The sequence below is a fragment of the Metaclostridioides mangenotii genome (assembly GCF_018917235.1).
Classification (GTDB): domain Bacteria; phylum Bacillota; class Clostridia; order Peptostreptococcales; family Peptostreptococcaceae; genus Metaclostridioides.
On record NZ_JAHLOF010000004.1, the window covers coordinates 14,986 to 33,652 of the forward strand.

The window sequence follows — 18,667 nt, forward strand, 5'->3', positions numbered from 1 at the left end:
GATGAGACCGATTAAACTAGAATTATCAGGTTTAAATAGCTATATGAATAAGCAAGTTGTAGACTTTGAAAAACTAACGGAAAGAGGACTATTTGGGATATTTGGACCTACAGGAAGTGGGAAATCAACAATACTAGACGCTATTACGCTTGCTATGTATGGCAATATTTCTAGGAACACTAAAGAGTTCATAAATAGTTCGTGCAAAGAGACCGTCTTATCTTATGAGTTTGAGATAGGAACAAAAAATAACAAGAGAAGATACCTTGTAGATAGAAACATGATTAGAAGTAAAACTGGGACTAAGACATCTTATGCTCGTTTGGTTGAAATTTTAAATGACGGAAATAAAAATGTAATAGCCGACAAAGTAGGAGAGGTCAATGAGAAAATTACGGATGTAATAGGTCTAACAGCAAATGATTTTACAAGATCTGTAGTATTACCTCAAGGTAGATTTAGTGAATTTCTTCAGCTTACAGGATCGGAGAGAAGGGATATGCTAGAGAGGATTTTTAATCTTGAAAAGTATGGAAGAGGTTTATCTGAAAAAGTAAAAAAGAGAAAAAATTTTAATTTAAGAAACCTTTATGATATTAAATCAAAGCTTACACAGTATGATGAAGTGTCTCAAGATATTTATGAAAGTGTTTTAGAAGAGCTAGATGCGTTAAAACTACTTGAGAAAAATCATAACGAAGAAATAAATCGACTGCAGATAACTTATGATGAAGATAAAATTATTTACGAACAACAAAATAAATTAGGTATTTATAAAATAAGATTAAAAGAATTAGAGTCTGAAAAAGAAGAAATAGATGATAAAAGAGAGACTATAGAAAAGTCTAAAAAAGCTATGATGATCGAGCCTCACATAACATATTATGAAAATTTAGGAAATAGGATTGTTGAAGATTCTAAGAAACTAGATACATATAAGAATGAGAGTATATTTCTTGAAAGAGAACTTGAAGGTATAAAATCTAAATATGATGAAATTTTAAAATCGAAGTTTAATGATATACCAAAAATGAGTCAAGAAAAAATTAAACTAGAATATGCTTTAAAGTTAGAGGATGATTTAAATATTATTGTGGAAGAAATTGACAAGCTAATCACTAGCAGAGATGAACTCAGTGCATTAAAAGAAACTTTATCTAAAAAGAAATCTGATTTAGATGTAGATTTAAATGTTCAACTTAGAAATATAGAAAAAATTGATGCTCAACTTAATAAAATTTCTATTAGTGTAGAGCTAAAACAAAAAATATTTACAGCTAACGACCTAGAAAAAGAGTTTAATAAAGTACAAGAAGATAAAAAGTTAAAGACAATAAAGTTAGAAAATTTGTTTAGAGAGTTAGATGATTTAAAGTCAAAATATAAATTTATACAAAGGGATAAAAAAGATATAATATATAATCTAGAGAGAGAATCAAATAATCTTGAATTTATAGAAAGCAAATGTCCTGGAAGTAGTGATGATATACTTTATAGATCTCAAAAAATATCAGAACTTAAAAATAATGCATCAAATCTCGAAAAAAGCGAAAAAAGAAGAGCTGTATTACAAGACAAAGTAAATGAAATTTTAGAAGAAGCTTATAATTTGGGAAAAGAGATATCGGAGCTTAGTTCTCAACAAGAAAAATTAGATGAAAAGAGATCAGAATTAATAGAAGAAATAGAAAAATACAAAATCTTAAATCAAGCAAATAAGTTTAGAGAAAATTTAAAGGACGGAATTCCTTGTCCAGTATGTGGATCATTAGATCACTATAAAATGGAACAGGTAAATTACGATCCTAAAATAGTTTTTTTTGAAAATAAACTGGATAAAATGAATATACAACATAAAGAAGTAAAAGATAAAATTAATGATCTATCTCTTAGACAGAACTCACTTGAATATGCTCATAAAATAAAATCAGAAGAACTGGATGAAGTCAAATTAAGTATAGGTGAAAAAGTATCTAATAAAGTTTTTCAACATATAGAACAAGAGAAAAAAAGTTTGGATATGTTTAAAGTAAGTTACGAGAATTGGCAAAATGAAAAAGATAAATCAGAAAAAAGAATATTGGACTTAAAAGATAAGAAAAATAGCGTAGATATTGAAGAATCTAAACTTAATGAAGGTATTAATAGTAAAAGTAAAGTTATTGAGGAATTAAAAGAAGAAGTCGAAATAATTGAGGAAAAGTACAGTAATTTAAAAACTAAGTATCTATGTTTAAAGACTTCATTAAGAATAGATAACTTAAGTGCAAAAGTTGTCGAGATAAGAGAAAATGAAAAAGAAATAGAAAAATTAAATATTAGCGTTACTTTATTAAAAAATGACAAAGAGAGAATTGAAAAGAATTTAAACGTAAATGAGAACAGGCTTTATGAAGCTAGTATTGAGCTAAATAAAATAGAAGATATGCTGTTAGAAAAAAAGAGTTATCAATTAATGAAAATCAGGGAACTTAGTGAAATAACTAAGGGTAGAAAAGCTAGTTTGATGATAGAAGAGATTGAAAATTCTATAGAAAAAATTTATGAAAGTGAAGTCAACATAACGAAACAATTAGATAGAAAAAAAGATGAATATGAAAGAATTATATCTAATACAAATATATTAAAGATAAATCTAGAAGAAGCTAAGAAAGAATATATAATAAAAGAAGCAGAATTAAAAGAACTTATAATATCAAATGGATTTAATGATATATATAAAGTGAAAGGCGCTTTAATAGAGCCAGTTGAGTTTTCAAATTTAGAAGTTGAAATAAAAGATTATACAGAAGAAGTAAAGGTTATAAACTTGAGGATCAATGAATTTGATGAAAAGGTTCTTGATAAAAAAGTTCAAGAAGATGACTTAGTAATTATAAAAAATAAAATAGATAACTTGAAAAAGAGCGTATCTTTAGTTTCAAAAAAAATAGGTGCTTTCGAAAACAGAGAAATTAGTTTGAAGGAGTCTCTAGAAAAAGTAAAGATATTAAATAATGAACTTAAGGTAACCCAGCATCAAGTAGATTTATTAGATGATTTAGATAGGACTATACAAGGAAATAAGTTTGTTGAGTACGTATCAACAAACCAGCTGAAGTATATATCTTTAGAGGCATCAGAGAGATTAGATTCAATAACAAGAGGCAGATATGCACTTGAGATTGATGAGAGACTTAATTTCGTGATGAGGGATAATTTTAATGGAGGAGAGAGAAGAAGTGTGGACACATTATCTGGTGGTGAAACATTTTTAACTTCTCTAGCATTAGCCCTAGCACTTTCTTCACAAATTCAACTTAAAGGAAAAGCTCCACTTCAGTTCTTCTTCTTAGATGAAGGGTTTGGATCTCTAGATACTGAGCTTTTAGAAATAGTAATGGAATCTTTAGAAAGATTACATTCAAATGAGTTAAGTGTCGGAATTATAAGTCATGTTGAGGAGTTGAAAAATAGAGTTCCAATAAAACTTGTAGTTAATTCAAGTAAAAGTGATGTTGGATCTAAGACCAAAATTGAATACAGTTAAGGATTAGAAATAGAGTTTAAAAGATCCTTTATATAACTACAAAATGGTTAGTTTATAAATTTCCATAAATTATATAATTATGATATAATAATAGAAATATCGGGTTAAGAGACTGAAATATTATAAAACAAAGTAATTAGGAGTGTGGTAAAGATTGGAATCGCCCAATGATATAGTCCAGATAGTAATACTAGCATTACTGCTTATTACATCTGCGTTTTTCTCAGCATCAGAGACTTCACTGATGTCTTTGAGCAAAATAAGAATTAGATATATGAAAGATGAAGGAATTAAAGGAGCAAAATTAGTAAGCTCTTTAACAGAGGATTCAGGGAAATTGTTAAGTGCAATATTAGTTGGTAACAACCTTGCAAATATAGCTGCAACTTCAATATCTACATCTCTATTAGTAAGTATATTTGGATCACGAGGGGTAGTAATGGCTACAGCTATAATGACAGTTTTAATATTGATATTTGGTGAGATAACACCGAAGACAATAGCAGCAAATGATACTGAACGAGTTGCATTATTTGTATCTAAACCTATAAAACTTGTTATAACAATGCTTACTCCAATAGTTTGGGTTCTTGATAAAATAACAAACATTATATTTAAAATATTTAGAATCCCAAATAAAGGTAATACAAGTTATGTAACTGAAGAAGATCTTAAAACTATGGTAAATGTTAGCCATGAGGAAGGTGTTCTTGAGGTTGAGGAAAGAGAGATAATAAATAATGTCTTTGAATTTGGAGATATGCAGGCAAAAAGTGCAATGGTACAAAGAATAGACATTATAGCTATAGATATAGAAGATAAGTATGAAGAAATTATAACGTTATTTAAAGAAGAAAAATTAAGCAGAATGCCTGTGTATGAGGAGACTGTAGACGATATAATAGGTATTCTTAACTTTAAAGATATTATATTCTTAACTGATGAAGAAGTAGAAGAATTTGATATAAGAGATTATATGAGAACGCCATTTTTCACTTATGAATTCAAAAAGGTTGCAAGACTTTTAGGTGAGATGAAATTAGCAAAAGCACAAATGGCAATTGTTATTGACGAATATGGTGGTACTTCAGGATTACTAACGATTGAGGATTTAATAGAAGAGATCGTTGGTGAGATAGAAGATGAATATGATGAAGATGAAGATGAAATTCAAGTAGTAAAAGAAGATGAATTTATCGTTGATGGTAGTACTAAGATAGGCGATGTAAATGAACTTATAGGCATAAAATTAGAATCTGAAGAGTTTGATTCTATTGGAGGATTTATCATAGGTCACCTTGGTAAATTTCCAGAGGAAGATCAAGTCATTGAGTGTGATGGAATTAGATTCTGTATTGAAAGCATTGACAAGAATAGAATCAAAAAGATTAGAATATTTACGTAGATTAGTGGTTGTCTCGAAATAGAAAGCAATTTCTAGAGTAAAGACAACCTTTTTAATAAGTATATATAAACAAAATAAAATAACTATTAGAAAGGAGTAAGAAATGCAAATTTTAGAGAAAAATTTTATATACAAACTTAAAGGAAATACAATATTTTTAGTTGCTTATTCTTTTATATTCCTGTTTATATACAAAGCTTTTCCGTTTATTGCACCATTTTTTCTCGGGACTTTAATCGCTTTTATGATAAAGCCAATTTCTCAAAAATTGTACAATAAATTCAAAATTAACAAAGGTATATCTACTTTGTTACTTAGCTTTATAGCAGTTGCTTTGGTTATTACACTTACATCTATGGGAGTAGTGAATCTGACTAAACAACTTATGATGTTTATGAACAATGCTTCAAATGGTTCGTATTTATCGGACTTAGCCGCTGATGTTATAAATAAAGCAAACTTACTTATAAGTCAAGCTAACAGCATGGCAAACATTGACCTTCAGGAACTTACAACGAAATTTAGTGGAAATTTAATGAATATTTCTAAGAATATTTTAGCAAGTACAATAAATTTAGCTACATCTATACCATACATACTGATGTTTACTGTTACACTATTTGTTTCTACTTATTTTATAGCGAAAGACTTAGATAAAATGGAAGCAAGCTTTTACAACATGTTTACAATGGAAATTAGAAAAAAGGTACTTAATGTTAGACATGAGATGGGTGCATCTATATTTGGCTACTTAAAAGCTTACGCAATACTCATGAGTATAACTGCCACATCTATTTTTATAAGTTTTCTTATATTTGGACTTCCTTATGGATTTATCGTCGGGATAGTTGGTGCGTTAATGGATTTAATACCGTTTTTGGGTATTATATCTATATATCTCCCAATAATTGTTTATCATTTTATGATAAATAACTATTTTGTTGCAATAGGTATGACTATAGTATTTGTAATTATATCGGTAGTACGTCAGGTACTAGAGCCAAAATTAATTTCGGCGAATATTGGTCTTAGCCCACTTGCAACATTAGCAGCTATATTTATTGGAATACAATTAAAAGGTGTAATAGGGATTTTATTTTGTTTCGGATTTGTGTGTATGCATAATATCCTTAAAAAAGTTGGTATATTGTAAGATTGACACAATTTTGAATAGTAGTATGTTATAATTGTTGTGTGATAAATAACAAATAAATTTATCACGCAACATTTTTTATTATATATAAGAAAGAAGGGTTATTAATGGAGCAAAAAGTAGTAGAAAGATTATTAAAGTATGTATCATTTCATACAACATCAGACTCGAAGAATGAAAATTGCCCATCATCAGAAGGACAGAGAGTTTTTGCTGAGTATTTAGTTGATGAGCTAAAATCTTTAGGGCTAGAAGATGCTTCTTTAGATAAAAATTGCTATGTAATGGCTACATTAAAAGGAAATATTGACGGTGTGGAAACTATAGGATTTATATCACATTTAGATACCAATGAAGATGTAAGTGGAAAAGATATAAAACCAAGACTTATTAAAAATTATGACGGCAAAGATATCGTTTTAAACGAAGAATTAAATATTATTACATATGTGTCTGACTATCCAGAACTCAAAGGCTTAAAAGGGGACGATATAATCGTTACAGATGGCACAACTTTATTAGGGGCAGATGACAAGGCTGGTATAGCAGAAATAATAACTGCAATAGAGTACTTAATTGAGCATCCAGAAATAAAACATGGGGATATAAAAGTAGGATTTACTCCTGATGAAGAGATTGGAAGAGGAGCAGATTTATTTGATGTAGAAAAATTTGGTGCTAAATATGCATATACTTTGGATGGAGCAATTTGCGGAGAACTTCAATATGAAAATTTTAATGCAGCAAACGCTACCATAACAATACATGGTAGAAATGTTCATCCAGGAACTGCCAAAGATAAAATGGTTAATGCACTTCATATTGCTGCAGAAATATCAGAACAATTCCCTGCGTCTGAAAGGCCAGAAACAACCGATGGTTATGAAGGATTTTATCATTTAAACGGATTAAATGGCAATGTAGAAAAGGCTACGATGGAATATATTATAAGAGATCATTCTAGAGATAGATATGAAGATAGAAAAAAATTCTTTAAAAATAGTGTTGATGAGATTAGTAAAAAATATAATGGAAGAGTCGAATATCAACTAGATGACGTGTACTTCAACATGAGAGAAAAAGTTGAACCAATTAAGTTTATAGTAGATATAGCTGAAGAGGCCATGAAAGAATCTAATGTTAAGCCTCTATTAGTTCCAATAAGAGGTGGAACTGATGGAGCAAGACTTTCATTTATGGGATTACCTTGTCCAAATATATTTACTGGTGGTCTAAACTTCCATAGTAAAAACGAATGTGTTTCTGTAAATGCTATGGCTAAAGCTTCTCAAGTTATAGTTAAAATAGCTGAAAAGTTTGCACAAATTTAGATATTGTAATGATATTAAAAATATTTGATGATAGAGAAAATAAATATATATAAAATTTAGTAATAAATAAACGGCAAGACCTATAAATTTTAGGTCTTGCCGCTATGATTTAAATTTATTTTAGTTAATTATTTTCGATTAATAAAAACGACTTATTCATCTAATTTAACTTCATCCATTGTATTTAGATCAATAAATTTAATATTAAGGTTATTTTTATTTTCGCAGTCACCATTTATTATTTCTATTGTAGCCACTGAATTGATCCCGTCTTTCGGAATTGAAGTGCTTCCAGGATTTAGGACCACTATATCTTCATAAAAAGTCAATTCTTTTACATGAGTGTGACCTAGTATTAATACGTCTGCACCCATTTTTTTTGATTTTTCTATTATTTCTTCCTTAGTTTCTGTATATCCATGGTTTAAAATAAATCTTGTTTTATCTATTTGACAAACTGCGTATGGGCTTTGGATTGCATGTTTAAGTACCATTTGATCTACATCCGCTTCACAGTTTCCCTTTACGATTACTATATCTTTAAGGTTGTTTAATTTATCTATCATAGGCTTTGGGTCGTAACCTTCAGGCAGATCATTCCTAGGCCCATGGTATAAAATATCTCCTCCATGAAAGAGTATATCGCAGTCAGAGAGCGCTTCTATTGCTCTATCAAAGTAAGTAAGACTTCCATGTGTGTCGCTCATTACCCCTATTTTCATATCTTGCCTCCATGTTTAACTTAATATATTACAAGAATTTTTCAGAGACTCTTTTCCAAAACTCATAATTAGGCAATCTAAGCAATTTAACTTTCTTTTTTGCTAAGTTAAGTTTGATGGAATCTACCTTGCTAAACCTATGTTCAACGCCGTCAATAACTATAAGCGTAGAGTCTTCAAATGTATTTTCAGGTGAAATTTTAATGACAGATTCACTAGATGAAATTATACTAGATGTAAAACATCTATACGCATTAGTATTGATTGGGTGCAGTGGAGTGACTTGTATAACTTCAAGGCTCGTATCTACAATACTTCCTCTAGCAGAGTAATTGTAAGCAGTCGAACCTGTGGATGTAGACACTATCATTCCATCTCCACTAAAATTTTGAATCATCCTGTCATCAAAACTCAAGTTAAGGTGAATAACTCGTGATTTATCACCTCTCACTACTACTTCATTAACAGCTAATTTTGTAAAACATGAATTTTTTGTTCTAACATCCGCTTCGAGAAGTGAAATACTTTGTATAATAAATTCGTTTTTCAAATAAGTCTCTATAAAGTCATCTATTTTTTCAGGAGATATCTCAGCAAAAAATCCTAAGTGTCCAGTATTAATACCTATTATAGGTACATCAGGAAAATTAAAATCATGAACAGTTTTTAGAAATGATCCATCTCCACCAATTGAAATAATAAGTTCAGTGTTGGGATCCATCTCTGAGTAAACTTCAAAGCCTTTAGAAGCTAACTTTTCTTCAAGGATTATTTTGGTTTCCTGAGATTTTGCCAATTCGTTTGATTTTACAGTAATTATTTTTTTCATATACTCACCTCTCTATGTTCTATCTAGTATTATAACACAACTTGTATAAAATATTATTATCTATTCACTCTATTTTAGTGTAAAATAGATAATGTTATGATGAAATAAATTAAATGAAAGTAGGGGTTATGTTGTTCGAGAAAGAAACGCAGAAGTACAATCTTATGTCTTATACCTGTGAAGAAGAAGGCATATTGAAGAATGTTCTATTAGATAAATTGAATTTTTCTGTGAGGTCACTTTCTAAAATGAAAAGGGAAAGAAGTATTTTAGTAAACGGTGAGTTTAATAAGCTAAATACTAAGATAAAAAAGGGTGACTTAATAGAAGTCAAAATAGATGAAGAGAAGGCAAATTTCGAGCCTCAAGACTTAAATTTAAACATACTATATGATGATTTTGATATTATAATGGTAGATAAGCCTCCATTTATGGTTGTTCATCCGACTAAGAGCCATAATGATATTACTATTGCAAATGGTATAACGCATTTTATAAATGAAAAACACGAAAGTGTAAAGATAAGATTCGTAAATAGGTTAGATATGAATACTTCAGGGCTTGTTATAGTAGCAAAAAATGCATATGCGCATCATGTTCTATCAGATGATATGAAGTATGATAAGGTTGAAAAGAAGTATATAACTGTAGTAAGAGGTATCGTTAAAGATGATGAAGGAGTGATAGATGTCCCTATTTATAGATCAACTGACGATTCAATAAAAAGAGTAGTCGATGAAAGAGGACAACACGCTATTACTCATTATAAAGTATTAGAAAGATTAAAAGATGCAACTGTGTTAGAGGTTGAGTTATTTACTGGTAGAACTCATCAGATTAGAGTTCATATGGACTATATTGGCCATGGAATAATTGGAGATGAGCTATATGGTTACGTGGATGAAACTTTAATAAGTAGACAAGCTCTACATGCTTATAAGCTTAAATTTGATCAGCCTAGGACTAAAGAAGTGTTAAAATTCGAAACAGAGCTTCCGATTGACATGGTGAAGCTAATAGAAAAACTGAAATAAAAGTAATTAAATTATTGAAATTTGGGGTGGTAAAATGATTATTCATAAGTTTATAGTACATGTATTAGATAAAAATAGTGATGTACCTATTTTAAATGATTTTGAAGGTAAAATAAATCAAGAAGTTGATGGATTTTTTCAAAAAGTAATTAAAAGAGTAAGTAAAGATGATGATGTAAGAAAGGCCGTATTTAAAAATTATAATGATAACGTTATAAAAAATTGCTGTGAGCAAATGATATATAATGAAGATACGTTTTTAGATAATTCAAAAGAAATAGCTTCCTATCTATTTGAGATAATGAAAATAAATTCTGAGCTTGAGTCTTGTGATTTAGCAATATGTCTTTATACTATAAAAGACGAAAAAAATATAGCAGTTCTAAAACTAGACTACAAAAAACTATACACTCACTCAATAGAGTTTGTAGATGATAAGTTTAACATCCAAATGGTAGCAAATGAAATTGGAATTACAGAGACTCAAAAACCTAAACAATGTGCATTTATAGGTGTTAGTGGCATAAATGACGAGTATCATCTTAGACTATTAGATAAGGACTCTGAGAAAGAGGGTATAGACACTAAGTTTATATCAGAATTTTTAAATGCTGAGAGAGTTGATGATGATAAATATAAGACTAAAGTATTTAAAAAATCAACAGAAAACTGGATAACAAATGCACTTGGTGAGAACATAAAAGAAGCTGAGGATGTTAGAAGTATTTTAAATTATACGTTAAAAGAAAAACAGAATATAGACCTTGAAGAATTTGTAGAGAATTCAATAAAGGATGACGATAAAAAAGAAAGCTTTAGAGAGCTTATGGAAGAAAAGGGAATAGTAGAAAGCTTTAATATTGATAAAGAGTGGGTCGAGAAAAAACTCAAAAAGAGAAGTATCAAAACTGACAATGGATTTGATATAAAAGGAAACTTAACTGACTTTGAAGATCCTATGAAATACAGTATGAGAAAAAATGAGAATGGAACATTTGATATAGTTATAAAAAATGTAACGTTCTATGAAGAAAAATAAGTTAAAAGAGGTTTGTACGTTAATTTTTGAATATACGTACAAACCTCTTTTTGAATACAATAGTTTTATGATTAAAAATCTAATTGTTATCTTCGATATATTTACAGATATCTCCAATGTTTTTAAAGTTTTCAGCTTCTTCATCAGGAATTTCTATATCATACTCATCTTCTAGTGCCATTATTATTTCAACAGCATCTAATGAATCTGCTTCTAAATCATCAACTAAAGATGTAGTCATAGTTATCTTATCAATATCATCTAGCCCTAATTGGTCTGCAATTATTTCTTTAATTCTTTCAAACATGTTAAGCCTCCTAAAGCAGTTTAATTAATTTTAATAGTAGTTTAATATAATATAGGAAAATTTTCAATATTAAATGATAAAAAGTATAAAGATTTATTTAAAATGTATTAATCTCAAGACTTTTGAATATAGTTTATTGATAATATTTTTGATAAGGAGGAACTTATGAAGAAAAATATTTTGATTTTGGGATCATCGATTTGCGTATTTATAATTATGATGATAAATCTCTATTACAATACAATAAATCTGGACATGCATGTTATGTCTGAGCAAATGGTAGAAACAAATAATATACTAGAGGATTTGATTACTAAGAAAGAAGAGGTTTTAGATAAAAAAGATAGCTATATATCGAGATTATTAGATATAAAAGATGATTTTGAGAATCAGAGAGTATCATTTTTTATGAGTAATTATAAAAACTATAAATTAAAATCAATAGAAAGTTTAATAAATGCAATTTCAAGCGAAAATAGTGAATACATTGATGAAGTATATAAATACAATCGACTTGGTGATAAAGAAATTGACAAGCTTATTAAAAATAATTTAGCCAAAGTAACTTATCTGTCCACAAAATCATATATTTAAACCAAAGGGATTATTAATCTCTTAATATTCAAGGAGGATTATTATGACAAAATTAGAAGAGAATATGTCACGTTTTTTTGGATCTAAATGCGGTTGTGATGACGGCGGATTTTTAGATGGCAAAATGCTAATTATAATAGCTTTGATATTTCTAGTTTTATGCACAGATATTTTAGAAGACATATTGTGCGATGACAGCATTTGGATATGGGTTATCTTAATAGTTTTACTACTGTTTAATTTTGATGATGGATGTTGCTGTTAAAAATTTTAAAAATTTATTATCACAATTTATAGGAGCTGCATAGTATATAGCAGGAGCAAAAAGCTCAACAAAATATCAACAGGAGGTAACTATATGTTAGATAGATTCTTTGGAGAAGATGGCTTTGGCGGAGGTTCTTGGTGGATAATTGTATTATTCTTCTTGTTCCTTGCGTTTGGAGAAGGATGGGGAGACATCGAAATGATGGATTGGATACCTTTCCTAATAATATTATTAATTTTATGTTCTTGTGGGGACTGCTTCTAACTCAAATTTGAAATTTTTACAAATATTATATAGGAGGACTTAATTATGCTTGATAGATTCTTTGGCGGTGGTGATGGTTGTTTCGGTGCAGATTCATGGTGGATAATAATATTGTTTTTCTTATTCCTAGCTTTTCAAGATTGCTGGAGTGATATTGAAATCTGTGATTGGATTCCATTCTTGATATTATTGTTAATAGTTTGTTCATGCTCAGGATTCTTTAATAAAGATGATGGATGTGGCTGCTAAAAAATAGCATTTATCTAAATAAAGGGTTGCCTAAATTGATTTATTTCTTTTTAGGCGACTTTTTTAATGGATAGAATTGTGAAGCAATGGTATAATATTGACATCAAGTGATTTTTATTATCATATTATGGACTTTTTATATTATTCAATAGATTAGTAGATTAATTCTAAATAGATAACCTACAAACAAAGGAGGAAGATTTTATGAAAAAAACAGTTACAATTAAAGATGTAGCAAAACAAGCTGGAGTATCTATTTCGACAGTTTCGAGAGTAATTAATGATTCTAAGCCAGTTACTGATGAGATAAAGCAGAGAGTAGTAGATGTTATTAAGGAGACTGGATATATACCAAATCCATTAGCTAGAAGTCTTGTTACAAAAAAAAGTCAGCTTATTGGAGTAATAGTTCCAGAGGTATCAGATACCTTTGTAAACGAAATACTTAACGGAATAGAAGAGATTGCTAAAATGTATGACTACGACATACTTTTATCCAATACATATTCGGATAAAGAGCAAGAGTTAAAAAGTATAAACTTACTTAAGGCAAAGCAAGTAGAGGGAATAGTTCTAATTTCTTGGGTAATCGGTGAAGATCACGTCAATTTCATACAAAATAGCGGCATACCTGCAACATACATCAGTAAAACAGCAAGAGACTACGATATATACACAGTAAGTACAAGTAATAAAAAAGCTACGTTTGATATGACGGAGCATCTTATAAATAAAGGACATAACAAAATAGCATTTATAATGACTAGTAAAGAAGATACTATACTAGAGATGGAGAGATTATCAGGATATGAGGCTGCATTAGAAAAACACAACATTAAACTGGACAAGTCTCTAATTAAATACGGTGAAACAGATTATGAAAGTGGTTACAATAGTATGAAAGAATTACTTGATGATGGTATAATTCCTCATGCTGCATTTGTAACAGGCGACGAGGCAGCTATAGGAGCTTTAAATGCTATATGTGATGCAGGATATAGAGTTCCAGAAGATATATCGGTAGCAGGATTTAATGATGTGAAGATTGCAAAGATTTATAGACCAAAGTTAACAACGGTTTCTCAACCTCTATATGATATGGGAGCAGTAGCAATGAGAATGGTAATAAAGCTTATAAATAAAGAAGAAATTGAAAATAAAAAAGTGGAATTACCGTATAAAATTGTTGATAGAGAAAGTGTTATAACAAGAAAGTAGTAAAATAATAGCTTAAGAAAGTAATATTTATTATAAACATAACACAATGAAAATTCTAGATAAAATAAAAAGGAGTTATACAAAACACATAAATGTTTGGTATAACTCCTTTTTATATTTAAATATGTTCTTGTTACAATAATGTATTTTATTAAGACATATAAATGAATTAATTAATACAGTTTTTTAATTTATAATACTATTTAGGTGAGTTTTTTTTCATTTTTCCCAATAATCCTTTAGGTCTACTTGTGCTTGATTTTGCAGTAGTGTTTTTTGCAGTAGTGGTAGGTTTTTGTGAAGATGTTTTTTTAGTGCTACTGCTAGTTTTTTTTCTCTCTGGTTTAGATTTTTTAGATTTTGGTTCAGCTTCGGCTTGAGAAATTTTTTGCATTATAGAATCTAATTTATTTTGCTGATCCTCATCTAAAAATGCTTTAAATTTAGAAACAACCTCTTCTTTGCCTTCAAGGCCTTTCCCTACTTTAACCAGTTCACTCATTAATTCATCCTCAGATTTATCCTTATAATTGTTGGCCATTTTTTCTATTTTACCCTTATCAATATTCTTTTCCTTAGCCATTTTTTCTAGAGCGCTTTTATCTAATTTTTTCATAAAAAAACCCCTTTCTATAAATATATGTTGAATTTTTCTCATATTATTTATATATAGAAATAATATTTAGTGATAGACAGTTGATGCTTTTATATAAATAAAATTACCTATAAATAATATATATGCAAGAGTAGAGAAAAAAGGAACATTAAACCGTAAAAATCATAAATTAAAATAAGGGTTATACATAGGGGGGCATTGGTTTGAATAATTTACTGTTTTTGATAGGGATTATTTTTTTGAGTAACGGAAATATATCTCTGCTTGATTATATAGATAAATTCAAAAAAAATATAGGCCTAAAGGCAAATAAAGTAAGTAAAGAGAGGGTCAAGAGAATGCCTAATGATGGAAAGATTAAATTCAAATTTAATGCAAATGATATCAGTAAAGGTTTAAAACTTATGGAATTAAGTGACGAAGATCTAGACATGGGAATGGAGCTTATTACTAGAACAAAAAAATACATGTCACGAGAAGAAAGAAAAATTTTAATTCAAATTGAGAGTATATTAGATCTTGTAAGTGGTATCAAAAAACTAAACAGTATTGAGACTATTGATATGGATACAGAAACAGACTTTTTTAGAAATATGGATGATGAAGATAAGAAAAATATGATGATTAAAGAAATTTTGGAAGTTTTTCCTCAAAAGAAAAAAGGTTCTGTTAAGAAAGCTTTAGATATGAAAAAGAAAATAGATGTATTTGCAGAATTATTTTTGCCTGATGATTTTGGTGAAGGTGGATTCAGCTTAAGCTCACTTGCAGATATAGGAAATTTGGGAAGTATGAATAATCTAATGATGTTGGGCAACTTACTAAGATCTGAGCCGAGCAATAAGAAAGAAAACACAAAAGAAAAAAAATACCATAGAAGTAGCGTAGTTGAAAATGAAGATTTTGATATTTCTGATTATGAAAACGAAAATTATTATTTTGAAGATGATAATTATGATAACAACGTTGAACATGAAAGCGAGATTGATGATGACTTCGAAGATGATGATTTTGATTTTGAAGATGATGATTTCGATTATGAAAGTGATGAATACGATTATGATAGTTAGTTATAGCTTAAATACATACCTTTACTTTCTACTCTTACATAGTAGTAAGTCAAGGTATGTATTATTGTTTAACAAAGCAGTTACTAAAACTAGTAGCTGCTTTATATGTTTTATAGCTAAGCTAGTATGTAATACCCAGAGTTAAAATAGTAAATACAATTTAATGTGTACATATGAAATGAAACCTAAAGGATTGTTATGTATAGATTCCATTAGGCTTGTACAAGATAAAAAGAAATATATACATAATCTTCTAAAATCATTAAAAACTTTAGGGTTAAATTTTTTCTAAAAATAATTTATATTACCATTGATTTTTTATACCCCTAGGGGGTATAATAATGTTAGAAATATAAAAAAATTTTGGGAGGTTTGAATTTATGAGTTTAAGCATAGTTAAGAAAACATATAAGATAACAGGAATGTCATGTACTTTATGTGCAAAGTTAGTTGAAAGTAGTGTCAGTAAGCTTGATGGTATTTTAAATCATAATGTAAATATAGAAACAGAAAAAATAAATATAGAATATGATATGTCAAAAGTAAAGTTTAATAATATAAAACGAGTAATTGAAGAAGCTGGATACGGTATACTTGAAGAAAATTAACTTGAAATATTCGATTACAAAGTAAAAGAAAAGAGGAGAAAAAATGAAAAAAATATTAGAGGTAAAAGATTTAAAGAAGGTTTTCAATAAAAAAGATGGTAGTGAACATATTGCAGTTAATGGAATTAGCTTTCATTTAGTAAAAGGAGAGATTTTTAGTTTTCTTGGTCCCAACGGCGCAGGGAAAAGTACTACTATTAATATGTTAACAACGCAAATGGAACCAACAGGAGGTACCATTACTTTACACAAACAACCAATCAAAGAAGACCCAACATTCGCGAGAGGAAGGATTGGAATTGTAGCACAGCATAACAATTTGGATAGAGGATTAACTGCAAAGGAAAACTTAATCTATCATGGTAAGTATTTTGGAATGACCAATACTCAAGCCGAACAGAAAGCTTCTGAGTTATTAAAAAGTTTTGGGTTAAGTAATTGGCAAAACGAATTTGTAAAAAGCTTTTCTGGTGGAATGGCGCAACGTTTAAAAATTGCACGAGCTATCATGCATGAACCAGAAATTTTATTTTTAGATGAACCGACTACGGGTTTGGATCCTGCTTATCGTGAGATTTTATGGGAACATGTTTTACGTTTGAATAAGGAAAAAGGGACAACAGTCTTTTTAACAACTCACTATATGGAAGAACCTGAGCGTTTTTCTGATCGCGTTGCTGTATACAATCAAGGTGAGATTAAAGCGATGGGTACAGTGGATGAATTACGAAAACTTATGCCATCGAGTGATGTTATTACCATTACTATAGATTCATTAGCTTCTATTAATATTAAAAGTGTAATGGAGATGAAGGGAGTGAAAGATGTTACTTTGAAAGATGAAAAGTCCTTTATTGTCTATACAGAAAACAGTAAAGAAGTCCTGAACAAAATATTGGGTTGGTTAGATGAACAAAATGCCAGAATTGAAAATATCAATTTAAGCTTGGCTACTCTTGAAGATATTTTCATTCATTTAACAAATCAGAAAACTAAGGGAGGAAATTAATATGATGACTGCAAAACAACGAAAAATAAAGAAACAAGTTTTTTGGACAATGGTAAAGCGAGATTTGTTGATACAAGGCAGAAACTGGATGGAGTTTGTTTTCCGAGTAGGGATGTTACCATTCATTTTAATTTTAACATATGGATATGTATTACCAAAAATAGGTATTCTTTCACCTGATTTTCCAAATCAATTATTTCCAGGAATGGTGGGTATGAGTTTATTGGTGACAGGTATACATGGCACAGCTGTTCCTATGGCAATGGATTTCAATAATTCAAGGGAAATTGAAGATCGTCTACAGGCTCCTGTTAACACATTAATGACCGCTTGGGCCAAAATGTTTGTGGGTGTTGTGGAGTCATGGATTGGAGCATTGATTGTACTGCCAATTTCTTTGGTATTTATGGGTGCAAATATTAATATCCATTTAAATATTGAATCAAGTATTCTTCTGATTTTTATTCTTATACTAAGTTCTATTACATCTGCAACATTAGGTCTACTAGTTGGAACGATTGTTAAACCGATGCAAATCGCTGCGATGTTCCCGGGGTTCTTGATGCCATTAATCTTCACTGGGGCAATTTTCTTTAGTTGGTCTGCATTATCGACACTACCAATTTTTAAATGGTTGGTATTAGTCAATCCATTGGTTTATATCAATGAAGCATTGAGATATGCAATGGGTACGTCTATGGAAACAATGCCACTATTGGTTAGTTTAGCAGGTATAGTATTCTTTACTATTTTGATGGGTGTTGTTGGGATAAAACGATTTAAAAAAATGGCTATACATTAATATTTGAAGTTCTAAATTTAGATGAATAAATATAGAAGTAAAGAAAATAATAAAAAGAGAACCAGTTAATACAGATATATTTTACATTTACATCTGATTATAAATGCTAATACTCATTTTAAATTTATGTGAAGTTGCAAAATATTAAAGTTAGTTAACGAAATACTGTTCTGTTATAGTATTATTAATGAAATAAAGTATATATAGATTTAAATTTTTAACTATTCAGATTTTAAATATACAATTTAATTATATCTTAACGGTAGATATGATAAAAGACTTTTATTAAAATTTGTTTTATTATATAATGTTATTAAGATATCCTGAGGCATTCGACAAGGCTCTTTTAAATTCAACCTACAATTTTTATTCGGGAGACAGCGTTTGATAACTTATATAACATGCCTAGTATTACTTGGACGTTAAAACTTTATCAGTATGTCACCCACCTAGATGACTCTAGGGCGTGAATTTAACGGGTCACCGGTGTTTCGGGGAAAAAGATTGTCGCTATATATATTATAGCGACAATCTTTTATTTTATATTAAGTTAATTTTTCAATAATATCTATATAAAAACAAATTTTCAGTGCCTCTGTAACAAATGTTGTTTTAAGTGC

At 29.2% G+C, this 18,667-nt stretch carries 19 protein-coding genes and 1 other RNA gene; 16 read left to right on the forward strand and 4 right to left on the reverse strand.

Annotation, left to right across the window (positions count from 1 at the left end; translation table 11 throughout):
- Position 1 precedes the first annotated feature (1 nt).
- The 4 genes from KQI18_RS07220 to pepT all read left to right on the forward strand — a co-directional run bounded on the left by KQI18_RS07220 (position 2) and on the right by pepT (position 7,418).
- Positions 2 to 3,529 (forward strand): SbcC/MukB-like Walker B domain-containing protein, encoded by a 3,528-nt coding sequence (locus KQI18_RS07220; protein WP_216467119.1) that lies wholly within the window; start codon positions 2 to 4, stop codon positions 3,527 to 3,529.
- Positions 3,530 to 3,683: 154 nt separating this feature from the next.
- Positions 3,684 to 4,934: an HlyC/CorC family transporter gene (locus KQI18_RS07225; protein ID WP_216467120.1), complete on the forward strand. Its 1,251-nt coding sequence runs from the start codon at positions 3,684 to 3,686 to the stop codon at positions 4,932 to 4,934.
- A gap of 103 nt (positions 4,935 to 5,037) precedes the next feature.
- Positions 5,038 to 6,087 carry a sporulation integral membrane protein YtvI gene (gene ytvI, locus KQI18_RS07230; protein WP_216467121.1) on the forward strand — a complete coding sequence of 350 codons (1,050 nt, stop codon included), beginning with the start codon at positions 5,038 to 5,040 and terminating at the stop codon, positions 6,085 to 6,087.
- A gap of 107 nt (positions 6,088 to 6,194) precedes the next feature.
- Positions 6,195 to 7,418 (forward strand): peptidase T, encoded by a 1,224-nt coding sequence (gene pepT / locus KQI18_RS07235; RefSeq protein WP_216467122.1) that lies wholly within the window; start codon positions 6,195 to 6,197, stop codon positions 7,416 to 7,418.
- Between the two features lie 152 nt (positions 7,419 to 7,570).
- Here the strand turns inward: pepT and yfcE are convergent, their stop codons facing one another.
- Complete coding sequence (gene yfcE, locus KQI18_RS07240) at positions 7,571 to 8,140, reverse strand: phosphodiesterase (RefSeq protein WP_216467123.1); 570 nt, start codon at positions 8,138 to 8,140, stop codon at positions 7,571 to 7,573.
- Positions 8,141 to 8,168: 28 nt separating this feature from the next.
- Entirely contained in the window at positions 8,169 to 8,969 is an 801-nt protein-coding gene (locus KQI18_RS07245; RefSeq protein ID WP_216467124.1) for an NAD(+)/NADH kinase, read from the reverse strand.
- 131 nt (positions 8,970 to 9,100) lie between these two features.
- Here KQI18_RS07245 and KQI18_RS07250 point away from each other — a divergent pair, with 131 nt between their 5' ends.
- Together KQI18_RS07250 and KQI18_RS07255 are read left to right on the forward strand one after the other, a co-directional pair.
- On the forward strand, positions 9,101 to 10,003 hold the full coding sequence (locus KQI18_RS07250; RefSeq protein WP_216467322.1) for an RluA family pseudouridine synthase: 903 nt from the start codon (positions 9,101 to 9,103) through the stop codon (positions 10,001 to 10,003).
- Positions 10,004 to 10,037: 34 nt separating this feature from the next.
- Entirely contained in the window at positions 10,038 to 11,042 is a 1,005-nt protein-coding gene (locus KQI18_RS07255; RefSeq protein ID WP_216467125.1) for a nucleoid-associated protein, read from the forward strand.
- A 79-nt stretch (positions 11,043 to 11,121) separates the two neighbouring features.
- On the opposite strand, the gene acpP is transcribed toward KQI18_RS07255, so the two are convergent.
- Positions 11,122 to 11,349, reverse strand: a complete 228-nt coding sequence (acpP, locus tag KQI18_RS07260; protein ID WP_216467126.1) for an acyl carrier protein — start codon at positions 11,347 to 11,349, stop codon at positions 11,122 to 11,124.
- 165 nt (positions 11,350 to 11,514) lie between these two features.
- On the opposite strand from acpP, the gene KQI18_RS07265 reads away from it, so the two are divergent.
- The 5 genes from KQI18_RS07265 (at position 11,515) to KQI18_RS07285 (ending at position 13,942) form a co-directional block, all read left to right on the forward strand.
- Entirely contained in the window at positions 11,515 to 11,943 is a 429-nt protein-coding gene (locus tag KQI18_RS07265; RefSeq protein WP_216467127.1) for a hypothetical protein, read from the forward strand.
- Between the two features lie 43 nt (positions 11,944 to 11,986).
- Complete coding sequence (locus tag KQI18_RS07270; protein WP_216467128.1) at positions 11,987 to 12,208, forward strand: hypothetical protein; 222 nt, start codon at positions 11,987 to 11,989, stop codon at positions 12,206 to 12,208.
- A gap of 93 nt (positions 12,209 to 12,301) precedes the next feature.
- Positions 12,302 to 12,475, forward strand: coding sequence for a hypothetical protein (locus KQI18_RS07275; protein ID WP_216467129.1), 174 nt, complete (start codon positions 12,302 to 12,304; stop codon positions 12,473 to 12,475).
- A gap of 45 nt (positions 12,476 to 12,520) precedes the next feature.
- Positions 12,521 to 12,724, forward strand: coding sequence for a hypothetical protein (locus tag KQI18_RS07280; RefSeq protein WP_216467130.1), 204 nt, complete (start codon positions 12,521 to 12,523; stop codon positions 12,722 to 12,724).
- 204 nt (positions 12,725 to 12,928) lie between these two features.
- Positions 12,929 to 13,942: a LacI family DNA-binding transcriptional regulator gene (locus KQI18_RS07285; RefSeq protein ID WP_216467131.1), complete on the forward strand. Its 1,014-nt coding sequence runs from the start codon at positions 12,929 to 12,931 to the stop codon at positions 13,940 to 13,942.
- Positions 13,943 to 14,141: 199 nt separating this feature from the next.
- Here the strand turns inward: KQI18_RS07285 and KQI18_RS07290 are convergent, their stop codons facing one another.
- The gene (locus tag KQI18_RS07290; RefSeq protein WP_216467132.1) at positions 14,142 to 14,558 is read right to left on the reverse strand and encodes a hypothetical protein; all 417 of its coding nucleotides are present in this window, start codon (positions 14,556 to 14,558) and stop codon (positions 14,142 to 14,144) included.
- Positions 14,559 to 14,761: 203 nt separating this feature from the next.
- Here KQI18_RS07290 and KQI18_RS07295 point away from each other — a divergent pair, with 203 nt between their 5' ends.
- The 5 genes from KQI18_RS07295 (at position 14,762) to ssrS (ending at position 18,549) form a co-directional block, all read left to right on the forward strand.
- Positions 14,762 to 15,628 carry a hypothetical protein gene (locus KQI18_RS07295; RefSeq protein WP_216467133.1) on the forward strand — a complete coding sequence of 289 codons (867 nt, stop codon included), beginning with the start codon at positions 14,762 to 14,764 and terminating at the stop codon, positions 15,626 to 15,628.
- A gap of 380 nt (positions 15,629 to 16,008) precedes the next feature.
- Positions 16,009 to 16,236, forward strand: a complete 228-nt coding sequence (locus tag KQI18_RS07300) for a heavy-metal-associated domain-containing protein (RefSeq protein ID WP_216467134.1) — start codon at positions 16,009 to 16,011, stop codon at positions 16,234 to 16,236.
- Positions 16,237 to 16,279: 43 nt separating this feature from the next.
- On the forward strand, positions 16,280 to 17,245 hold the full coding sequence (locus KQI18_RS07305) for an ABC transporter ATP-binding protein (RefSeq protein WP_216467135.1): 966 nt from the start codon (positions 16,280 to 16,282) through the stop codon (positions 17,243 to 17,245).
- 1 nt (position 17,246) lies between these two features.
- Complete coding sequence (locus tag KQI18_RS07310; RefSeq protein ID WP_216467136.1) at positions 17,247 to 18,047, forward strand: ABC transporter permease; 801 nt, start codon at positions 17,247 to 17,249, stop codon at positions 18,045 to 18,047.
- A gap of 317 nt (positions 18,048 to 18,364) precedes the next feature.
- Positions 18,365 to 18,549, forward strand: a non-coding RNA gene (gene ssrS, locus KQI18_RS07315) — 6S RNA.
- Positions 18,550 to 18,667 lie beyond the last annotated feature (118 nt).

Coding starts and splice junctions, on each gene's coding strand:
- KQI18_RS07300 (WP_216467134.1), top strand. CDS start 16,009: ATGAGTTTAAGCATAGTTAAGAAAACATATAAGATAACAGGAATGTCA.
- KQI18_RS07270 (WP_216467128.1), top strand. CDS start 11,987: ATGACAAAATTAGAAGAGAATATGTCACGTTTTTTTGGATCTAAATGC.
- KQI18_RS07245 (WP_216467124.1), bottom strand. CDS start 8,969: ATGAAAAAAATAATTACTGTAAAATCAAACGAATTGGCAAAATCTCAG.
- KQI18_RS07305 (WP_216467135.1), top strand. CDS start 16,280: ATGAAAAAAATATTAGAGGTAAAAGATTTAAAGAAGGTTTTCAATAAA.
- pepT (WP_216467122.1), top strand. CDS start 6,195: ATGGAGCAAAAAGTAGTAGAAAGATTATTAAAGTATGTATCATTTCAT.
- KQI18_RS07280 (WP_216467130.1), top strand. CDS start 12,521: ATGCTTGATAGATTCTTTGGCGGTGGTGATGGTTGTTTCGGTGCAGAT.
- KQI18_RS07255 (WP_216467125.1), top strand. CDS start 10,038: ATGATTATTCATAAGTTTATAGTACATGTATTAGATAAAAATAGTGAT.
- KQI18_RS07310 (WP_216467136.1), top strand. CDS start 17,247: ATGATGACTGCAAAACAACGAAAAATAAAGAAACAAGTTTTTTGGACA.
- KQI18_RS07265 (WP_216467127.1), top strand. CDS start 11,515: ATGAAGAAAAATATTTTGATTTTGGGATCATCGATTTGCGTATTTATA.
- KQI18_RS07285 (WP_216467131.1), top strand. CDS start 12,929: ATGAAAAAAACAGTTACAATTAAAGATGTAGCAAAACAAGCTGGAGTA.
- KQI18_RS07275 (WP_216467129.1), top strand. CDS start 12,302: ATGTTAGATAGATTCTTTGGAGAAGATGGCTTTGGCGGAGGTTCTTGG.
- KQI18_RS07290 (WP_216467132.1), bottom strand. CDS start 14,558: ATGAAAAAATTAGATAAAAGCGCTCTAGAAAAAATGGCTAAGGAAAAG.
- yfcE (WP_216467123.1), bottom strand. CDS start 8,140: ATGAAAATAGGGGTAATGAGCGACACACATGGAAGTCTTACTTACTTT.
- ytvI (WP_216467121.1), top strand. CDS start 5,038: ATGCAAATTTTAGAGAAAAATTTTATATACAAACTTAAAGGAAATACA.
- acpP (WP_216467126.1), bottom strand. CDS start 11,349: ATGTTTGAAAGAATTAAAGAAATAATTGCAGACCAATTAGGGCTAGAT.
- KQI18_RS07220 (WP_216467119.1), top strand. CDS start 2: ATGAGACCGATTAAACTAGAATTATCAGGTTTAAATAGCTATATGAAT.